The sequence below is a fragment of the Actomonas spartinae genome (assembly GCF_051209155.1).
Taxonomy (GTDB): domain Bacteria; phylum Verrucomicrobiota; class Verrucomicrobiia; order Opitutales; family Opitutaceae; genus Actomonas.
On the sequence record NZ_JBPJGB010000002.1, the window covers coordinates 660,167 to 678,679 of the forward strand.

Annotated in this window: 14 protein-coding genes and 1 other RNA gene; 6 read left to right on the forward strand and 9 right to left on the reverse strand. The window is 65.1% G+C overall.

The window, feature by feature from the left end:
* Positions 1 to 11: 11 nt before the first annotated feature.
* Positions 12 to 2,588 carry a DNA topoisomerase (ATP-hydrolyzing) subunit B gene (gene gyrB, locus AC0MRV_RS10630; protein WP_472764445.1) on the reverse strand — a complete coding sequence of 859 codons (2,577 nt, stop codon included), beginning with the start codon at positions 2,586 to 2,588 and terminating at the stop codon, positions 12 to 14.
* Between the two features lie 156 nt (positions 2,589 to 2,744).
* Between gyrB and AC0MRV_RS10635 the strand changes: the two genes are divergently transcribed.
* From AC0MRV_RS10635 to rnpB, 3 genes are all read left to right on the forward strand, one after another.
* Positions 2,745 to 3,158 (forward strand): RrF2 family transcriptional regulator, encoded by a 414-nt coding sequence (locus tag AC0MRV_RS10635; RefSeq protein ID WP_472764446.1) that lies wholly within the window; start codon positions 2,745 to 2,747, stop codon positions 3,156 to 3,158.
* A gap of 100 nt (positions 3,159 to 3,258) precedes the next feature.
* Positions 3,259 to 3,966, forward strand: coding sequence for a zinc ribbon domain-containing protein (locus AC0MRV_RS10640; protein WP_472764447.1), 708 nt, complete (start codon positions 3,259 to 3,261; stop codon positions 3,964 to 3,966).
* A gap of 95 nt (positions 3,967 to 4,061) precedes the next feature.
* An RNA gene (rnpB, locus tag AC0MRV_RS10645) (RNase P RNA component class A) lies at positions 4,062 to 4,496 on the forward strand.
* A 24-nt stretch (positions 4,497 to 4,520) separates the two neighbouring features.
* On the opposite strand, the gene AC0MRV_RS10650 is transcribed toward rnpB, so the two are convergent.
* From AC0MRV_RS10650 to AC0MRV_RS10685, 8 genes are all read right to left on the reverse strand, one after another.
* Positions 4,521 to 5,942 (reverse strand): DUF7305 domain-containing protein, encoded by a 1,422-nt coding sequence (locus AC0MRV_RS10650; protein ID WP_472764448.1) that lies wholly within the window; start codon positions 5,940 to 5,942, stop codon positions 4,521 to 4,523.
* 2 nt (positions 5,943 to 5,944) lie between these two features.
* The gene (locus AC0MRV_RS10655; protein ID WP_472764449.1) at positions 5,945 to 6,487 is read right to left on the reverse strand and encodes a PulJ/GspJ family protein; all 543 of its coding nucleotides are present in this window, start codon (positions 6,485 to 6,487) and stop codon (positions 5,945 to 5,947) included.
* Positions 6,474 to 6,962: a type IV pilus modification PilV family protein gene (locus AC0MRV_RS10660; RefSeq protein WP_472764450.1), complete on the reverse strand. Its 489-nt coding sequence runs from the start codon at positions 6,960 to 6,962 to the stop codon at positions 6,474 to 6,476. The genes AC0MRV_RS10655 and AC0MRV_RS10660 overlap by 14 nt, the downstream gene beginning before the upstream one ends.
* Positions 6,963 to 7,120: 158 nt before the next feature.
* Entirely contained in the window at positions 7,121 to 8,539 is a 1,419-nt protein-coding gene (locus AC0MRV_RS10665) for a pilus assembly PilX family protein (protein WP_472764451.1), read from the reverse strand.
* Positions 8,539 to 9,063, reverse strand: a complete 525-nt coding sequence (locus AC0MRV_RS10670) for a PilW family protein (protein WP_472764452.1) — start codon at positions 9,061 to 9,063, stop codon at positions 8,539 to 8,541. The genes AC0MRV_RS10665 and AC0MRV_RS10670 overlap by 1 nt, the downstream gene beginning before the upstream one ends.
* 19 nt (positions 9,064 to 9,082) lie before the next feature.
* Positions 9,083 to 9,565, reverse strand: a complete 483-nt coding sequence (locus AC0MRV_RS10675; protein ID WP_472764453.1) for a hypothetical protein — start codon at positions 9,563 to 9,565, stop codon at positions 9,083 to 9,085.
* Between the two features lie 156 nt (positions 9,566 to 9,721).
* A complete protein-coding gene (locus AC0MRV_RS10680) occupies positions 9,722 to 10,393 on the reverse strand; it encodes a response regulator transcription factor (protein ID WP_472764454.1) in 672 nt (223 codons plus the stop codon).
* Entirely contained in the window at positions 10,390 to 12,042 is a 1,653-nt protein-coding gene (locus tag AC0MRV_RS10685) for a sensor histidine kinase (protein WP_472764455.1), read from the reverse strand. The genes AC0MRV_RS10680 and AC0MRV_RS10685 overlap by 4 nt, the downstream gene beginning before the upstream one ends.
* A gap of 101 nt (positions 12,043 to 12,143) precedes the next feature.
* Here AC0MRV_RS10685 and rpsT point away from each other — a divergent pair, with 101 nt between their 5' ends.
* The 3 genes from rpsT to AC0MRV_RS10700 all read left to right on the forward strand — a co-directional run bounded on the left by rpsT (position 12,144) and on the right by AC0MRV_RS10700 (position 18,477).
* Entirely contained in the window at positions 12,144 to 12,401 is a 258-nt protein-coding gene (rpsT, locus tag AC0MRV_RS10690) for a 30S ribosomal protein S20 (protein ID WP_472764456.1), read from the forward strand.
* 125 nt (positions 12,402 to 12,526) lie between these two features.
* The gene (locus AC0MRV_RS10695; RefSeq protein WP_472764457.1) at positions 12,527 to 15,364 is read left to right on the forward strand and encodes a PD-(D/E)XK nuclease family protein; all 2,838 of its coding nucleotides are present in this window, start codon (positions 12,527 to 12,529) and stop codon (positions 15,362 to 15,364) included.
* On the forward strand, positions 15,361 to 18,477 hold the full coding sequence (locus AC0MRV_RS10700; protein ID WP_472764458.1) for a UvrD-helicase domain-containing protein: 3,117 nt from the start codon (positions 15,361 to 15,363) through the stop codon (positions 18,475 to 18,477). Before AC0MRV_RS10695 ends, AC0MRV_RS10700 begins: the two co-directional genes overlap by 4 nt.
* Positions 18,478 to 18,513 lie beyond the last annotated feature (36 nt).

Sequence of the window (18,513 nt, forward strand, 5' to 3'; positions counted from 1 at the left end):
TTGGGTGTTGCTCAAACGTCGAGGTAGGAGACGTTGAGGGCGTTGTCTTCGATGAATTGGCGGCGCGGCGGGACTTCGTCGCCCATCAGCAGGGTGAAGAGGGCGTCGGCCTTGGCGGCGTCGGCGATGTTCACCTTGAGCAGGCGGCGCTTGTCGGGGTCCATCGTCGTCTCGAAGAGCTGCTTGGGATTCATTTCCCCGAGACCCTTGTAACGCTGGATGGAGAGGCCCTTGCGGCCGAGGAGGCGGATGTGGTTGAGCACCTCGAGCGGGGCGTGAAGTTCGGCGACGGTCTCGTTCTTTTGACCGGCGTTTTCGGTGACGAGGTAACGCGGCTCCTCGGTGGGCGAGAAGCGGTTGATCTCGAGGCCGGAGGCGCGGATAGCCTGGAGGAGCTTCGTCATCTCGGTGGACTCGAAGATCTCGTGCAGGGTGATGCGGCGAGTGAGGGCGCCATCCTTGCCGGAGAGGCCGGTGGCGGTGATATGGGCGGAGACCGGACCAGGCTCGGTCTCGCCTTCGGCGCCGAGGGGCTCTTCCTCAAGGTCGGCGTCGAGGCCCATGTTGCGGTTGAACTCGGCGCGGGCGATTTCGTCGCGGAGGAACTCGTGGCTCTCCTTGTTGCCTTCGCGGATGCGGGCGATGTAGCGCGGCAGGGCGAGGGTTTCGGGGTTCTGGCAATCCAGATACTCGTTGAGGGAGGCGCCGTAACGGGTGACGCCGGTGCCGAGCTTTTCGAGGGCGGCGAGGTTTTCGACGATGCGGTCGATCTGCTCGGCGGCGAAGAGGTGGTTGTCCTTGATGCGGGTGAGGGTGACGTCCTCCGAACCGAGCTCGAGCAGGATGCGGTTGAGCTGTTCGTCGTTGTCGACGTATTGCTCGCGGCGCTTGCGCTTGATTTTGTAGAGCGGCGGCTGGGCGATGTAGACGTAACCGCGTTCGATGAGCCCCTTCATCTGGCGGTAGAGGAAGGTGAGCAACAGGGTGCGGATATGGGAGCCGTCGACGTCGGCGTCCGTCATCACGATGATGCGGTGGTAACGGGCCTTATCGACGTTGAAGCCGCCGGCGTCGTCGGCGTGGCCGATGCCGGTGCCGATGGCGGTGATGAGGGTGCGGATTTCCTCGTTGGAGAGCACCTTGTCGAGGCGGGCCTTCTCGGAATTGATGAGTTTGCCGCGCAGCGGGAGGATGGCCTGGTAACGACGGTCGCGGCCCTGCTTGGCGGAGCCGCCGGCGGAGTCGCCCTCGACGATGTAGAGCTCGGCGACGGACGGGTCGCGCTCGGAGCAGTCGGCGAGTTTGCCGGGCAAGCCCCCGGAGGAGAGGGCGCCCTTGCGGATCGTCTCGCGGGCCTTGCGGGCGGCCTCACGGGCGCGGGCGGCGTTGAGGGCTTTGTCGACGAGGCGCTTGGCGACGTTGGGATTGGTCTCGAAATACTGCATGAGCCCCTCGTAGGAGGCGGAGCCGACGGTGGACTCGACCTCGGGGGAGAGGAGTTTGACCTTGGTCTGCGACTCGAACTTGGGGTCGGAGTGCTTGATCGAAACGACCGCGGCGAGGCCCTCGCGCACGTCGTCGCCGGTGATCTGCGGGTCCTTGTCCTTGAGCAGCTTGTTGGCGCGGGAGAACTGGTTGATCGCGCGGGTCAGCGAGGAACGGAAACCGGAGAGGTGGGTGCCGCCGTCGGGGTTGTGGACGGTGTTGGTGTAACAGAGCACCTGGTCGTTGAAGGAGTCGTTGTATTGGAGGACGACTTCGAGGTGGATCTCGTTGGGCTTCTCGTCGATGAGCAGCTCAACCTGCTTGGCGATGCGGACCGGGTCGGGGTGAAGGACCTGTTTGCCCTCGTTGAGCTGGCGGACGAACTCCTTCACGCCGTCCTTGTAAAGGAAGTGGACCGGCTTCGGCGTGGCGGGGCGCTCGTCGACGAAGGTGATCTCGAGGCCGCTGTTGAGGAAGGCCAACTCGCGGAGACGCTGGGCGATGCGGTCGCCGACGAAGGTGGTGGTCTCCTTGAAGATCTCGGGGTCGGGCTTGAAGGTGATGTAGGTGCCGGTGCTGCGGGCTTTGCCGATGACGTTGAGGGGCTTCACGGTCTTGCCGCGCTCGAACTTCATGTGGTGCACCTGGCCGTTGCGGGAGACCTCGACCTCGAACCACTCGGAGACGGCGTTCACGCACTTGGCGCCGACGCCGTGGGTGCCGCCGGAGAACTTGTAGCCGCCCTGGCCGTATTTGCCGCCGGAGTGCAGAGTGGTGAGCACCATCTCGACGCCGGGGATGCCGTATTGCGGATGGATGTCGACCGGGATGCCACGGCCGTCGTCGCGAATGGAGATCGAACCGTCGACATGGATGGCGACGTCGATCTTTTTGCAGTGGCCGGCGAGGTGTTCATCGACGGAGTTGTCGAGCACCTCCGAAACGCAGTGATGGAGCGCCCGCTCATCGGTGCCACCGATATACATGCCCGGCTTTTTGCGGACGGCTTCCAGGCCCTCGAGCTTGCCGAGTTTGGAGGCGTCGTAGGTGCCTGAAATAGCGGGATTTTCGGGAGGAGGAACCGGGTCAGTAGGGTCGGACATGCAGATGAGGGAATGGGACGAGAATCAAAGGTAAAATCGCAGCGGAAATTGTGGGGTCTCACAACCGAAATTTTGTCGGCCAGGTGCAGGTGAATGGCATGTTTTGCGGTATTTTAGGTTGCCGACTAAAGATTGGGCGGTAGCGTCCGCGTTCCAGTGAAGCTATCGGTCAAAGTAGACTACGCGTGTCGGGTGCTGGCGCAGATGGCGCGAACCTTTGGCACAGACGAGTTGGCCCATATTGAGGACTTGGCGAAGGCCGAGGCGGTGCCGGCCAATTACCTCGTCCAAATTCTCAGCGAGCTCCGCAACGGCGGCCTGATCATCAGCAAGCGCGGCAAGCAGGGCGGCTATGCGCTGGCCCGGGCACCGGAGTCCGTGACGCTTTATGACATCGTGCGCTTGATCGAGGGCGAGGTGCTGGAGCTCAATGCCTCCGGTGAAGGCTTCAGTGGCGCGCAGGTGGATGGGGTGTGGCGGGAGGTGCGCGACACGCTCGAGGCCAAGTGCCGGGCCTGCACGCTCGACCAGATGGTCAATCGCAGCACCGACGAAATGTATTACATCTAGAGCGCGCGACGCGCGAAATCCCAATTGGTGAAATCCCAAATCCCAAACTGATCCACCGGCCAGCAGCTTTCCATCTCACGGCTTCTCCTCATTTTCCTTCATGCGACATCCGGCCATCGAACCTCTCCTCGTCCTGCAAGATCGCGAACAAGCTCGCCGTGGCTTGGTCCAGCAAATCGGGGCGGTGCCGGGAGACGTGGCGCGGGTGCAGGCGAAGATCGACGCGGAGCAGGCCGCCATTGAAACGGCCAAGGGGGAATGGCGGGACCTGGAGGCGAAAAAGAAGTTGCTCGAGACCGAGATCGGCGCGGCCGAGGACAAGTTGGCCAAATACAAGACGCAGCAGTCGCTGGTGAAGAAGAACGACGAGTATCAGGCCCTCGGGCATGAGATCGAATCGATGGAGGCCAAGATCAGTGGCCTGGAAGGCGACGAGTTGGAGATCATGTATGCGATCGACGCGGCGAAGGAGCGCTTTGCGGCGGCGGAGGCGGAGCTGAAGCAGAACATTTCCGGCCACGAGGACAAGCTCGCCACGCTCGCGCAGCGCGAAGCCAGCCTGAAGGCCGAACTGGCCGAAGTGGAGCTCGCGGTGGCGGCGGCACGGGAGCCCTTGGACGAGCGCACGCAGCGCGAGTTTGATCGCATCGCCGAGCGTCAGTTTCCGGTGTGCGTGGCGATCAATGGCGGCAAGTGCGGCGGTTGCCACCTGAAGGTTTCGGGCGAAGTCGATTCGCTGGCGCGCAAAGGCGAGGAGCTCGCGAAGTGTGACCAGTGCGGGCGCATCGTCTGGTTCGAATCGGCCTGATCTGGGGCCAACGCGCGGCTTGCATCGGACTCGCGGAGTGGCGAACGTGCTCGGCTTGGTTCCGGGGCCAGATCGTCGCTCCGGGGTTCTTTACATCCCAAGGCGCAGTTCACCGCTGCGCCCGATAAGACAACTCCCGGAGAGGAAAGTCCGGACACCACAGGGCAGGATGCCGTGCGAGCTTCACCGCAAGCACGGGAGGCGTGCGTCAAGGCACGTCGACGGCCAGTGTCACAGAGAACAGACCGCCCGTCGGTTCGCCGTCGGGTAAGGGTGAAAAGGTGGGGTAAGAGCCCACCGCGTTTCGCAGCGATGCGGGCGGCACGATAAACCCCGTCCGGTGCAAGGCAAAATAGGCGACTGACCGGCCCGGTCTTCAGTCGCGGGTATGTCGCATCCACCGACGCTCGCCGCCTCGGCGGCAAGCTTCGGCGGACAGGACCCTCTGGTGACGGAGGGTTCTGAGATAAATGACGATCAAAACGCCCTCGGGCGTGGAACAGAATCCGGCTTATCGGCCCCGGAACCAAGTTATTCGCCGACGCTGCGGTCGTTTAGAACGACAAGTAGGGCAGGTAAGGCGCGCGGTCGGCGGCGGCCGACACCTCGTCGTAGTTGGAAATGCGCAGGGAACCGCCGGCGCTGTAGTTGAGCAGTGACTCGTCGAAATGGTAGGCGCCGCTACCCGAAAGGATCGCGTTGTTCACCACGGCGGAGCCACCGAAGTCGGTGCTGCCGGGCAGGGTCAGGTTGGCGTAGGGCGCGTAAATGATGCCATAGAGGGCGGCGCTGCCTTCCAGCCAGATGCTTTGCCCGGTGGTCGTGCGCGGGCTCCAGATCTGAAACTTCTTGGGGGCGCTGCCATTGATCACGCCGGCGCCGGCGATGTAGATGTCCCCGGGGGTGTAGACCGTAAGGGTGGCGCCAGGCAGGAGTTTGATTTGTGCGGAACCTTCGACGCGCAGCGTGGTGATACTATCGGGCGGGAAGATGAGCGTAACGTCACCGGCGATGTTCAGAACGGCCGCTCCGTCGAGGAACATCTGGTCCATTTGCAGGATGGTGGTCGCTCCCGGGGTGCCGATGGTTTCGACATCCAAATACCACGGCGCCACGGTGAGGTTGCGCGGCAAACGATAGGAGGCGGTGACGGTGGCGCCGGTGGGGACGGTGACTTCTTCAAAGGTGGCTGAAAAGTCGGTGCTGAGGGCGCCGGCGGCGACGTTCCACGAGCCGGAGATGGGCATGCCCTTCGGGCCAACTTGGCCGCCCCAGTCCATCGCGAGACCGGCGGCGGTGGCGGCGCCCACCGAAACGGTGCCGTAAATGTCGGCGCTGCCGATGTTGATCGACGGGGTGGAGGCCGAGGCGCTGGCGAGGCGGGCATTCTGGCGGGAAACGCCCGTCGACCAGGTTTGGGCCGGGGTGGTGTCGTTGTTGTCGGGGTCGGAGATCCAACTGTCCATCCAGGAACCACCGCTCATCGTGATGTTATTGCGGGCGAGCAGGCCGTAGGCAAAGACGCTGCGGGCAGCGGTGGTGATCTTCAGCCATTTCTCGGTGGCGAAGCCACTGGGGGCCGACACGACGCCGCGAGCGATCACGGTGGGCGCGTTGCTGGTGTGGTTCTCCACCATCACGTAGGCGACGCCGGTGACGTCGTTGGCGTAGTCGAAGCCGGTGAATTTGCGGACGGCGGTGTTGCCGTTGATCGTCCAACCGGCCCAGGCGGAGGCGCTGCCTTGATTGGTCTGGTTGAGGGCCCAGAGGCCGTGCTCCAGCCCGGTCTCGGCGAGGTCGTGGGCGGCGGTGAAGTAGATGGACCGATGCGAAATCTCAGAGGTCGTGCGGCTCAACGTGAGGTAGCTCACCAGAGAGATTCCGATCAGCGCCACGAAGATGAGTGCGGTGATCAGGATGCCGCCATGTTGCGGGTCCCGGCTGGAGCTCAGGCGCTGCGGCGGGAGGCACGGCATGTTCAACTGACCTTCTTGTTGCGGAGCACGAAGCGCGCGGAGATCAAGCGTTGGGTGGCCCGCGTGGTGGTGACTTCCTGACGGGACAGGTCGAGGGTGACCTGAATCATCTTGGCCGGACCGCCCACCGCCGTCGGCGTGGTGGCCACATCCAAGGCGTTGGTGTTGATGTCAAAAGCCTGGAAAGAGAACGCGGTGATTTCGTCGGCGATCACCCGCGAGGTGCCGGCGGCACTACGAATGAATTCGCGGGAGGAGGTGTCGAATTGGTAGGTGATCGGTTGGCCGGCGACGGTGAGCACGAGCGTGCTGGCATCGGTCCAGTCGGCGTCGGTGGCGGTGCGGCAATCCTCGCCAAAGAGCTGGTAGGTGGTGCGGGCTTGCGCCTCCATCTCGTTGTATTGGCCGAGACCGACGCCTGTGCGGCTCAGAAACAGAAAGGTGCTGATGATGCCGGCGAAGACAAAAACCGAAACGCCCGAGGCCACGAGGAGCTCGGTGAGGGTAAATCCCGCGGTCGAGGTGAGCTGCTTAGGTTTGCGCATGGTTGTAGTAGTAGTCGAAAAGACCGTTGCGGGCGTAACGCATGCGGAAGACGCGGGTCACCGGGTGGCCATCGATGGCGCTCCAGTTGGCGGTGACGGAGATCTCTTTGATCTCGTTGCCGAAGCCGGGCACGTTGCTGACGGTGCGGGTGAGGGTGATGCGGTCGCCTTCGATTGTCTCGGCCGAGTGGATGGAGGACATGTCAACGACCTCAGAACTCGGCAGCGCGCTGACGGAGTCCCAATTGAGCAGGCGGATGCGCTCCATTTCGCTCTGAATCATCTGCGAGGCCGCCGTGCTCAGACGCGCGGTGTCCAGACTGCGAAAGCCGGATTGGAGCACGATGACGGCGGACGAGAGCGCCATGCTCAGCACGCTCGAGGCCATGAGCACCTCGAGGACTGTGAACGCGCGACGACCCTTCCCCCAGAGGGAAGTGCTTTTCCGGCAGCGCGAGTCGAGTCGTGGGCGCATGTGATTAGGTGAAAAACCCCAGGGTCTTCCGGCAAACTAAGATTTTACGTAAATGGCGCTAAGTAATCGACATAAGTCGAAACGGACCTACTTGATCTACGTCCATTGGGGAGGGGTGGGGGTATGAGTTGGCCCCCCTGCGGGGTGTTTGGCTTCGCTTAGAAGCTCAAGAAGCCCGAATAGGCGCTGCGCGCCGCCGAGGTGGTGAGTTCATTCCAACCGGCGATGCCGAAGGGATTGCCGTCCGTCATGTCGGACAGCGCCTCGTCGTAGTGAAACTCGCTGCCGCCGTTGATGGTGATGGAATTTGCGACCACCGCGCCGTAGATGCTGCCGCTGGCGCCACCGCCGTTCATGCTCACTTCGGCATTGGGGGCGTAAACGACGGCGCTGAGCTGGCCGTTGCCGGAAATGTCGACGTTCTGCGTGCCGCCGGAACCCGCGACCTTGGTGCTCCAAAACTGGAAGGAAGCCGGATCGTTGGAATTGGCGATGCCGTTGCCGGCGATGGAAACGTTATTGGGGGCGTAAAGCTGGAGTGACGCGCCGGCGTTGACGCGGATCGAAGCGTTGCCGCTCACGCTCACGCCGGTGCCACCACCGCCGGTGATGCGAATGACCACGTCGGCCCCGGGGAAGATATCCAGCACGCGGGAGGCGGGGCCACTCAGCGAAATCGATGAAACGTCGTAGTAAAAAACTCCGTCGGCGGCTGGGAGATCCAAGGCGCGCGGCAACGTGAAGGCGCTGTTGATGTTGCCGATGCCGTAACCGGCCGTGGTGGGGGCTGCGGCATCTTCGAAGTTGGTGGTGAAATCGGTGGTCACACGGCTGTAATCGATCGTGCCGGCGGCCGCGGCAAAGTTGCCGGAAACGACGCCGTTGGGCCCGACATCGAGGCCGGAGTAGTCGGCCGTGCCGATCGACACATAGCCGAAGATGTCGGAGTTGCTGAGGCTGAAGCTGTTGACCGCCACCGAGCCGCTGCCGGCGCTGCCGCGGGCATATTTGTTGGTCAGGCCGGCGCCGAGGGGCGCGTCGTAGACGCCGAGGCGGGAGTCGTAGGAATCGACCGAAGCGTTGCCGCCGCTGAAAGTCAGGGTGTCTTTGGCGACGAGTCCGTTGGCGAAGAGGGAGCGTTTGGTGAGGGAAACGCGCACCCATTTCTCGATCGCGTTGCCCTGTTGGGGGGTGATGGTCGCGCGGGCGACGATCACCGGAGCGATGCCGAGCGTGTAGTTGCGCACGTAGACGCGCACGTTGCCGCTTGAGTTGGCATCGAACGAGAACCCGGTGAAGTTGCGCCAAGCGTTGTTGGCGTTGGTGGTCCAGCCGGTCCAGGCATTCGGGTCGCTGTCGACGGCTTTGTTGATCGACCACATGGCCTGCTCCAGGCCGGTCTCGGCCAAATTGATGGCGGCATTGGCGTAGAACGCGCGGTTGGAGATGCGCAGGTTGGTCTGACCGATGTTCATGTAGCTCACCAGCGAGATGCCGATGGCGGTGAGCAGCAGCATGGCGACGATGAGCAGCGAGCCACGCCGGGAGCGCGGCAAGGTTTGACGGCGCGGTTTCATCAGGTGGTGACGCGCTTGTTGCGCAGGATGTAGCGGGCGGAGAGCACCGTGTTGGTGGCGGTGGCCACCGTGACGGAGGAGCGCGAGGCCTTGAGGTAGACCTGCAATTGTTTGGTGACGTCGCTGGCCGCTTCCCGTTTGGCGGCGGTGCTCAGGTCGCTGGTGTTCACGGTGGCTCCGGTGATCATGTAGCCGGAGAATTCGAAATCGGAAACGCCTTCGACCAACACCGTGGTGGTGCCGCCCGCCCGGCGGGAAAAGGTTTCGTCGGCCGAGCTGTAGCTGTAGGTGATCGTGGCGCCGCTGACGGTGAGCGAGACGCTGGAGGCGGAGTTCCAATACAGATCCGAGGCCTGCCGGGTGTCCTGGGCAAAGTATTCCAAGCCGGTCCGGGCTTCCGTCTCCATTTCGGAGTAATTGCTGATGTTGGCGCCGCTACGACCGAGGAAGAGGAAGGTGGATATGACGCCGGCGAGCACGAAGGCGGCGAGGCTGGCGCCGATCATCACCTCGACGAGGCTCATGCCTCGCGACGCGAGACGTTTAGGAGCGGGCGATCGTGTAATAGTAGTCATAGAGACCGTCCTTGGCGTAGTAGGTGTTGAATTGGCGGGTCATGGTGCGGCCATCCATCGTCGTCCACGAAACGACGAGCACGAGTTGCTTCATTTCGCCGACCTTGCCGGTGACGTCGGAAACCGTGCGGGTGAGGGTGAAGCGCGCGGCGAGATCGGCGTCGTTGGTGAAGACGGAGTTCAGGTCGACCGTGCTGGTGCCGGTGAGCGCCGCGATGTCGCCCCAATCCATGAGGCGGAGGCGCTCCATCTCGGACTGCAGAATTTGCGAGGCGAGGGTGATGTTGCGGGCGACATCCAGGGTCTTGAACCCGCTCATCAAGGTGAGCGTCGCGGTTGAAATGCCCAACGCCATCACGAAGGTCGCCAGCGTCACCTCCAGAATGGTGAAGGCCCGGCGCGCGTGATGGCGCAGGGGCTGGGCGGGCCGGGTGAGAAGATCGGAAGTCATGCTGCCGACATTCTACGACGCCGACGCTGTCGGACGTTAGAGGGACTTGGTCCGTTTTAGGCCCCTAGGTGGATAGGCCTGATCAGGAGGTGCCTGGTAGACCGGTTTGGGCCGGGTGGGCGGCCGGTCGCCCGGGGGGCGACGGCTTGGCGCGACTCAGAGCTGGTTCGACTGCGACTGCACGTAGAGCGCAGCGGCTTGGGAGCGGCGGCGCACCTGCAGTTTGTCGAACACGCTGCAAAGGTAGTTTTTCACCGTATTGTCGGAGAGGCCGAGGTCGTCGCCGATCTGCTTGTTGGTCTTGCCCTCGGCCACCAGGGCGAGGACGCGCCGCTCTTGGTTGGAAAGGATGCTGAGATCACCGCCTTCGCCTTTGCCGCCACCGCCGCGCATCATGCGCATGACTCCGGCGGTGATGTCGGGCGAGAGGATGGATTTGCCCTCCATGATGTCCTTGATCGCGCGGACGAGACCGAGCGGGTCGATTTCCTTCATGAGGTAACCCTGGGCGCCGCTGGTGATCGCTTCGTAAATGAAGCCATCGCTGGTGAAAGAGGTCAGCACGAGGACGCGGGTGTTGGGCAGGCTCTTCAGGATCTCGCGGCAGGCGGTAAAGCCGGAGCCATCGGGCAGGCGGATGTCGAGCAACACCACATCGGGGCGATGCTCAATCGCGGCGGAGATGGCTTCGGCGACGTTGGCGGCTTCGCCACAGACCTCGATGCCCGCTTCCTCGCCGTGATCGTGGAGCACGGAGCGAATGCCTTCTCGCACCAAAGTGCTATCGTCAACAAGGAGAACTCGAATGGTCTGGGTGGCGGTCATCATGGAGCGGTTGTTGAGGGCTGTAGGGGAAGGGTAACGTCGAGGCGAGTTCCAATTCCGGGAGCGGAGCTTATGTTCAGTTCACCGTCGAGCGAGGATATCCGGTCGCGGATATTGTGCAAACCGCGGCCCAGCTTGGCGGGTTCCGCATGGGGGAGCCCGCGTCCGTTGTCCTCGATGGAAAGCACCGCCACCTGATCAGATTGGGTGAGTTCGACCCGGACGGTGGTCGCGTCGGCGTGTCGCACGGTGTTGCTGAGCGTTTCGCGAATCACCTGGAGGAGTTGGGCGCGCTGGGTGGGCGTGAGGCGGGCGGTGACTTGGGCGTCGATGGTGGTCGTCGCGGTGAGGTGGTTGGGTTCGCAGGTATATTTTACCAGCCGCTCGATTGACTGCTCAAAGGTGGCGAGGTGCGCGGTCTCGGGTTCCAGGCCGGTGATGAAAAGGCGCAGCTCGCGGATGGTTTCGTTGAGGCGATCCTGCACCGTCTGGAGGCGCTGGTCGGCTTCGGCCGGGTGTTGCGGGATCTGTTTGCGTGCGGACGCGATGCCCATGCCGGAGGCGTAGAGGGTTTGAATGACACTGTCGTGCAGATCGCGGCCGAGGCGCACGCGGTCGTCGATGGTTTGGCGCAGGATGCTCTCACTTTGCTGGAGCGCCTCGGCGATTTCCTGCCGCCGGCTCACCTCTTCGGCCAACTGCTGCTTGCGGGCGCTGGAGGCGTCGACCAGGCGGGCGAGACGGCCGAACTCGGTGGGTTCGGTGATGAGCTTGCCGAGATTGTGCGAGTCTGAATCCCGGAGGCTGCGTTCGATGGCTTCGAGCGGCTTGAGCACCCAACGGTGCAGGGCGACGGAAAGCACCAAGAGTGTGATCGCCCCAAAGGTGATGAAGATCGTCAGCTCGTTGTTGTCCGTCGAGCCGCGGATGCCCAAGGCGGGGGAAAGGCGTTCGACGAGCAGCGTGCCGACCAAGCGATTGCGCTCGTCCATGAGGCGGCGTTGCACTCGCAGGCGGTCTTTCGCGTCGAGGGGCGAGGGTGTTTCAAGGGTGGGCAGGAGGGTGACCTCGGCGCCGAGAGCGGCGCCGATTTCCGCGACCCGGTCGTCGTGCCAGAGCCGGGCCGCCAGGAACCAGCCGTGGGCCGGGTCATCGCGGTCGGTGGTGGCGGAGGGTTGGATGGGCGCGCCCCGGATTTCGAGAATACCAACCGGACTTTGGGCGAAAAACCACGGGTGTCGCTGGTGGGCAAAGAGCGCGGCCAAAGCTTCACTGGCGCGGGGAATGGCAACCTCCGGCACGTTTTCCCGGGAAACCTGGAATCGAGTGACGCCGTCCAGTCCCAGCACCCAGATGACGTCGACATCGAAGAAATCGGTCATTTCCAGCAGGTTGACCTCGGCCCAGGTCGGGTCGGGGGCCTGCACAAAATCCACCATGTCGTCCCACCAACTGTAGTCGTCGACGAATTGCTGCAAGGGCTTGCCGCTCAAGTCGATCAGGCGGTCGGTGATCGCCGTCTGATCCTGTCGCAAGGATTCGCGGAGCTCGTCCTGCTCGCGGGTCTCCGCCGTGTGCAGGAAGCCGACGGCCAGGCCGAAGCCGACGACCAGGAGGGCGATCAGAGAAAGCAGGCGTTGGCGGAGGGTCATGGCAGAAGGGCCTTCCGGAGGAATGGCAACGGCTCGAATTCGCCCTTGACTCGCCCCCGGCGGTTTGAGTGTTTCGCCCTCTTACAATTTTAACAACCGCCATGGCCAACACCAAATCAGCCCTCAAAGCTGCTCGCCAGACCGAGCGCAACACTGCCCGCAACAAGGGCGTGAAGACCCGCTTGAAGACGCTTCGCAAGAAGTTCATGACCGCCGTCACCACGGGTGACAAGGAGGCGGTCGCCCAGTCCGGTTCGGAATACGCTTCCGCCATGGACCGTGCGACCAAGTCGGGTGTGGTTCACCGCAATGCTGCGGCCCGCGCCAAGTCTCACGTCTCCAAGGCGCTCGCCAGCTGAGCAGCAGCCCCTCCGGCGCCCGCGCCGACCTTTTCGACCCCGTGGACTCATCGCCACGGGGTTTTTTGTGTGGTGGTGGCCGCGTGATCCTTGCGCCGCCGCCGGACCTTTTCTAGCGAGGAGGCTTGCTGAATCCCGCCCCAGATCACGCGTCAAACCGGCCCGAGCTCGGCGCCCTGTCCTGGGACCACCCTTTGCCAGCGGCGGCGGCGGCCTGGTTGGTCGCGCAGGCGGGGTGGTCGGGCGATGGTCCGCTCGATTTGCGCTCGTGGTTGGTGGTGGTGCCCACCCGGCAATCCAGCCGCCGCTTGCGCGAGGCGATCGCCGTGGCGGCGGCCGCGCGGGGGCAGGCCGTGTTTTCGCCGCGGGTCATCGTGCCGGAGCAGGTGCCGACGGCGTTGGCGGATTTGCCGGAGGCGGCGTCCCGTTTGGAAAGCACGCTGGCCTGGGCGCGGGTGTTGCGGGCGGTCCCCTTGGCGCGAGTGCGCACCCTGTTGCCGGTGGAACCGCCGGAGCGGGACTTTCCCTGGGCGCTGAGTCTCGCGCAGCGCTTGATGCGGGTGCAGGGACAGTTGAACGAGGAGGGGCTGAGCTTTGCCGCGGTGGCGGAGGCGGAGGGTAATCCGGAACGCGAGCGTTGGCGGCAATTGGCCGACCTGGAAGCGCGTTGGCTGCAGGAGCTCGGATCGCAGGGATGGGCGGGACGTGGTGCGGTCGAGTCAGCCGGGCTCGCTGCCGTCAATCGGCCTGCCGGGGTCGAGCGCGTCGCGGTGATCGGGGTGCCCGATGCGCTCGGCATTGCGTTGGCGTATTTGCAGCGCCTGGTCGCGGTGGGCGGTCGGGTCGAGGTGCTGGTTTATGCCGACCCGGCGCAATTGGATTTGGCGGCGGCGTTTGATTCCTGGGGGCGGCCCAGGACGGAGTTTTGGTCGGACCGAGAAATGCCTTGGACCGACTTCAATCAGCAGGTGCGACTGATGGCGGATCCGGCGGCGCAGGCCGAACACATCGGGCAGCTCGCGCGGCGCTACGCGCGGCCGGACGAGTGGCTCGACGTTGCTTTGGTGGACCCCGAGGTGCGGGGGCCGCTCGAGCAAGTTTTGGCCGAGGCGGGCCTGCCCAGTTACAATCCCGAAGGCACGACCTGGCGGCGTGGGCGTCTGCACGGCCTGCTCACGAAGTTGGCGGCCCTGATGGAGCGCCCCTCGCACGATGTGATTGGCTCCCTGCTGCGGCATCCGGACGTGTTGCCGGTGGTTCTGGCGGGTGCCGCGGAGGGGCCGGCGGCCTTGCTGCGGCGTTGGGACCAGGTGCGCGAGGACCATCTGGTGGCGACGCTCGACGAGGCGCTCGCCTTTGCTGGCGAGTCGCCGTTGCTGGCCGCGGCGCTACGGCGCATCGCGACCTGGCGCGACCAATTGTGCGGTGGCGAGTTTGGACCGGGCGCCATGGCTTTGTTGGCGGAGATCTACGGCGAAACCCCGATCGCTGCCGGTAGCGCCTTCGCGGACGCGGCGGCGCACTGGGCTGAGACCGTTGCGGCACTCGAAGGGGCCGCGTCGCTGGCCGCGGGCCTGTCACGGGCCGAACAGTGGCGCCTGGCGGTGCAGGTGTTTGGTGAAGGCGCGCGCTTTGAAACCAAGGCGCCGGAAGCGCTCGAGTTGGGTGGCTGGCTGGAGCTGCTGTGGGCCGATGCGGGGCACGCGGTTATCGCCGGGGCCAACGACGGCCGGCTGCCCGAGGCGGTGGTGGGCGACGCCTTTTTGCCGGAGAATCTGCGCGTGGCACTGGGCCTGCGCAGCAATGCCCAGCGACTCGCCCGCGACGCCTACCTGCTCACGGTCGCGCTCGCCTCGCGACGGGGTGAAAATGTCACCGTGTTGGTCGGCAAAACCGCCGACAATGGCGAGCCCCTGCGACCCTCGCGCCTGCTGCTGGCGGGCAACGAGGCAGCGTTGCCCGCGCGGGTGCGGCGGCTGTTTCGTCCGCTGGAAACGAACGCGGCCAACCTGCCCTGGCGGCGCGCCTGGACGTTGCGCCCCGAAAGGGTGGCGCCGCCGCAGACTGTATCGGTCACGGCACTACGCGACTGGCTGGCCTGTCCGTTTCGCTTCTATCTCAAGCGGGTCTTGCGCATGGAGCCGCGCGATCTCGACAAGAGTGAACTCGACGCGCGGGACTTTGGCACGCTGGTGCACGCGGCGCTGCAGGCGATGGGGGAGTCGCCGGCGCTGCGCGATTGCACCGACGAGGCGACCCTGCGCGACGGGTTGCTGGACGTCTTGGAAGCCGAGGCGAAACGAACCTTCGGCGCGGAGCCGTCGCTGCCGCTGATCATTCAATTGGAGTCGGCGCGCCAGCGTTTGCGCCGCGTGGCCACCATCGAAGCGGCCGAGCGCCAGGCGGGCTGGCGCACGGAGAAGGTGGAGTGGGAGTTTGCGGTGCCGCTGGGGCCGTTGACCGTGCGGGGGAAAATCGACCGCATCGACCGGCATGCGGATGGCCGCGTGCGGGTGATTGATTACAAGACCTCGGACAAAGCCAAGGCGCCGCTGGAGGCGCATGTGGAAACGTTGCGCGAGGTCGACGCGGAGCGACCGGAGTGGCTGCAGGTGGAAATCGGCGGGCGCACCAAGCGCTGGGTGGACCTGCAGTTGCCGCTCTACCGCCGGGCGCTGGCCGCCGAATACGGCACGGACCTCACCTGTGCGTATTTTAATCTGCCCAAGGCGGTGGGGGAAACCGGCCTGTTGGCTTGGCCCGATGACGCGCCGGAGCTGCAGGGGGCGGCGGAGCGTTGCGCGGAGGCGGTGGCGGCGGCGATCGGCGCGGGTGAATTCTGGCCGCCGGTGGAGGACCTGGCGCGCGGCGAGGCGGAGTGGGCGACGGTGTTTCACGACGGCATCGCGGCCAGTGTCGCGGAAGATTGGATACGCGGGGCGCGCAAGGAGGGCGGGGCATGAGCGCGTCGATCGATCACGTGATGATCCTGGCGTCGGCCGGCGCCGGCAAAACCTACGCGCTGACCACTCGTTTCGTGCGTTTGCTGGCGCATGGCGCCGATCCGGCGCGAGTGGTGGCACTTACTTTTACGCGCAAGGCGGCGGGGGAGTTCTTTGATGATATTCTCAATCGACTCGCGAACGCGGCCGACAGCGATGCCGCGGCGAAGCGGCTGGCCGGCGAGATCGGGATGCCGGGGTGGGGGCGGGGTGATTTTCTGCGGCTCTTGCGTGCGATGATCGAGGCCATGCCGCGACTGCAGTTGGGCACACTGGACGGGTTCTTCTCGCGCATGGTGCAGGCCTTTCCGCTGGAGCTCGGCTTGAGCGGCGAGTTCACCCTGCTGGAGGCGGCGGAGGCGCGGCGGGAACGACAACGGGTGCTGGGGGCGGTGTTCGCGGCGGGCGGGGTCGGCGAGGCGGCGCGGGCGGATTTTATCGAGTCGTTCAAGCGGGCGACCTACGGCCTGGAGGAGAAGGCCCTGGGCCGGCGCCTCGACGCGTTTCTTGATGAACACGGCGAGACCTACCTGCGGGCGCCGGCGGCGGCGGTGTGGGGCAATGCGCGGCGCATCTGGCCGGGCGGTTGCGACTGGCTCGAAGGTGTTGAGGATTTGGATACAGCGGTGGGGGCGTTCCAGTCGGCGTGGCCGTGGTCGGAGCTGACCGAGAAGCAGCGCGAGCGCTCGGAGCGGCTGCTGGTGCAGGTCGGGGAGTGGGCGCCGGGCGCGAGTTTTGGGCGCGACATGGACTTTGTGATCAAGAAGGCGCTGGAGGCGTGGCCGGAGCTGAAGGCGGGGGCGGCGGAGCTGGTGATCGACCGGGTGAAGGTGGCCCTCGGACCGGAGGCCTGCGCGGCGTTGCGCGGGTTGGTGAGCGCGGTGGTGGCGGCGGAGCTGGGGCGCCGCCTGGAAATCACGCAGGGCATTCACGCCGTCTTGCGCTGGTATGATCGGGTTTACGACCGGGAGGTGCGACGGGCGGGCAAGCTCACCTTCGGCGACATTCTGCGGGTGCTGGTGACGGGCGCGGACTCGTTGGAGCGGGCCACGGTCAACTGGCGACTCGATGCGCGCTACGATCATTGGTTGTTGGACGAGTTTCAGGACACGAGTCGGGAGCAGTGGCAAATCTTGCAGCCGCTGATCGACGAGGCGGTGCAGGACCCGGAAGGTCACCGCAGTTTCTTCTACGTCGGCGACGTCAAGCAGGCCATCTACGGTTGGCGCGGCGGCGATGCGCGACTGTTTCGGGAGATCTTCGATCACTATAACGCGGGCCAGGAGGGGGCGGTGGTGGAGGAGCACCTGCAGACCTCTTGGCGCTCGGGGCCGGCGGTGATCGAATTGGTGAACCGGGTCTTCGGAGCGGAGGAGGTTTTACGCGAGTCGCTGCCGGCTGAAACCGTCGAGCGGTGGACGCGGGAGTGGCGCGATCACGAAAGTGCGCGGCCGCAGTTGGAGGGCTGGGCGGAGTTGCGGGAGGCGGCCGATGAAGCCGAACGTTTTGCCGAGACCCTGCGTATCCTGCGGGAGGTCGATCCGGCGGCGCGCGGTCTGACGGTGGCGGTGCTCGTGCAGAAAAACGACACCGGGGCGCGGCTCGCCGAATATTTGCGGGCCGAAGGCGGACTCGCGGCGGTGGCGGAGAGCGACCTACAGGTCGCGTTTGACAATCCGTTCACCTGCGCGCTGCTGGCCCTGGTGCGCGCGGCGGCGCATCCGCGTGACGGGATGGCCTGGGGGCACGTGGCGATGACACCGATCGGGCAATGGATTGAGCGCGAAGGGGGGCGCGAAAACGACGCGTGGTTGCTGCGGGTGCTGACCGAGATCGAGGAACTTGGCTACGGCGGCATGTTGGCCGCGTGGGTGCAACGGATCGAACCGGCTCTGGCGGCCGAGGACCGGTTCAGCCGACTGCGCGCCGCGCAGGTGGTGGAGGCGGCGCGCCGCTTTGATGATGGCGGCGGGGGGCGCGTGGTGGACTTCCTGCAATGGATGGAGTCATTCACGCTCCGCGAGGCGGATTCGCCTGGCGTGGTCCGCGTGATGACCGTGCACAAGGCGAAGGGCTTGGGCTTTGATCTCGTCATTGTGCCGGACTTGCAGGGGCAAAGTGTGGATCAACGGCGGCGTGGCTTGGCGGTGCACCAGAACGCGCAGCGGGAGGTGGACTGGATCATGGATCCGCCGGCTAAGCTCATGGTGGAGAACGACCCGGTGCTGGCGGAGTTGGATCAGGCAGAGCGAGCGGAGTCGGCCTACGAGGCGCTGTGCCGGCTCTATGTGGCACTCACGCGGGCCAAGCGGGCCTTGTATGTGGTGGTGGAGCCGGTCGGTCGGTCCCGATCGCGCAATCTGCCCAAACTGCTGCAAGGTGCGCTGGGCGAAACGTGGTCCACCGGCGATCGCGATTGGTGGCGGGGAATGGAGCCGGTCGAGGTGATCGAGGAAAAGGTCGCCGAGTTGGCCGCGGGGGTGGCGCCGGAGCGTCGATCGCGCTTGTTGGCGCGGACACCGTCGGGGGACGGCGATGCCGTCCTGCCGGGGGCGACCTGGTTTTCGCGGCGGGCGGGCGGCAAGGCCAAGCGCGGGACCGATGCGCATGCGCTGTTGGCGACGCTCGAATGGTGGCACGATGATGCGGAGTTGTCGGCCTGGGCGGCGGCGCGGGCAAAGGAGGATTGGTCCGCGCCGCTGGTGCAATGGTTGGTGGAGGCAGTGGCTCAGCCTGGGGTGCGCGGCGTTTTTGCCCGGCCCGCGGCGGGGGGCAAAGTGGACCTTTGGACGGAGCGGGCCTTTGAGGTGGTGCTGGACTCGGTTTGGCTGAGTGGCTCCTTTGACCGGGTGGTGATTCGCCACGACGCCGATGGTCGCGTGGAGTCTGCGACGGTTTATGACTTCAAGACCGATATGGTCGATGCCGTCGCCGCGGAGGAGAGGGCGGCACGCTATCGAGATCAGGTGAAAAGCTACGTCGCGGTCGTGGCCCGCTTGGCCGGAATGGAGGCTGCGGCGGTGCGGGGAGAGCTGGTTTTTCTGAGTGCCGGGGTGGTCGTGCCCGTGGTTTGAAATAGCGCTTTACAGTCGGAGGGGCGACCCGCAAGG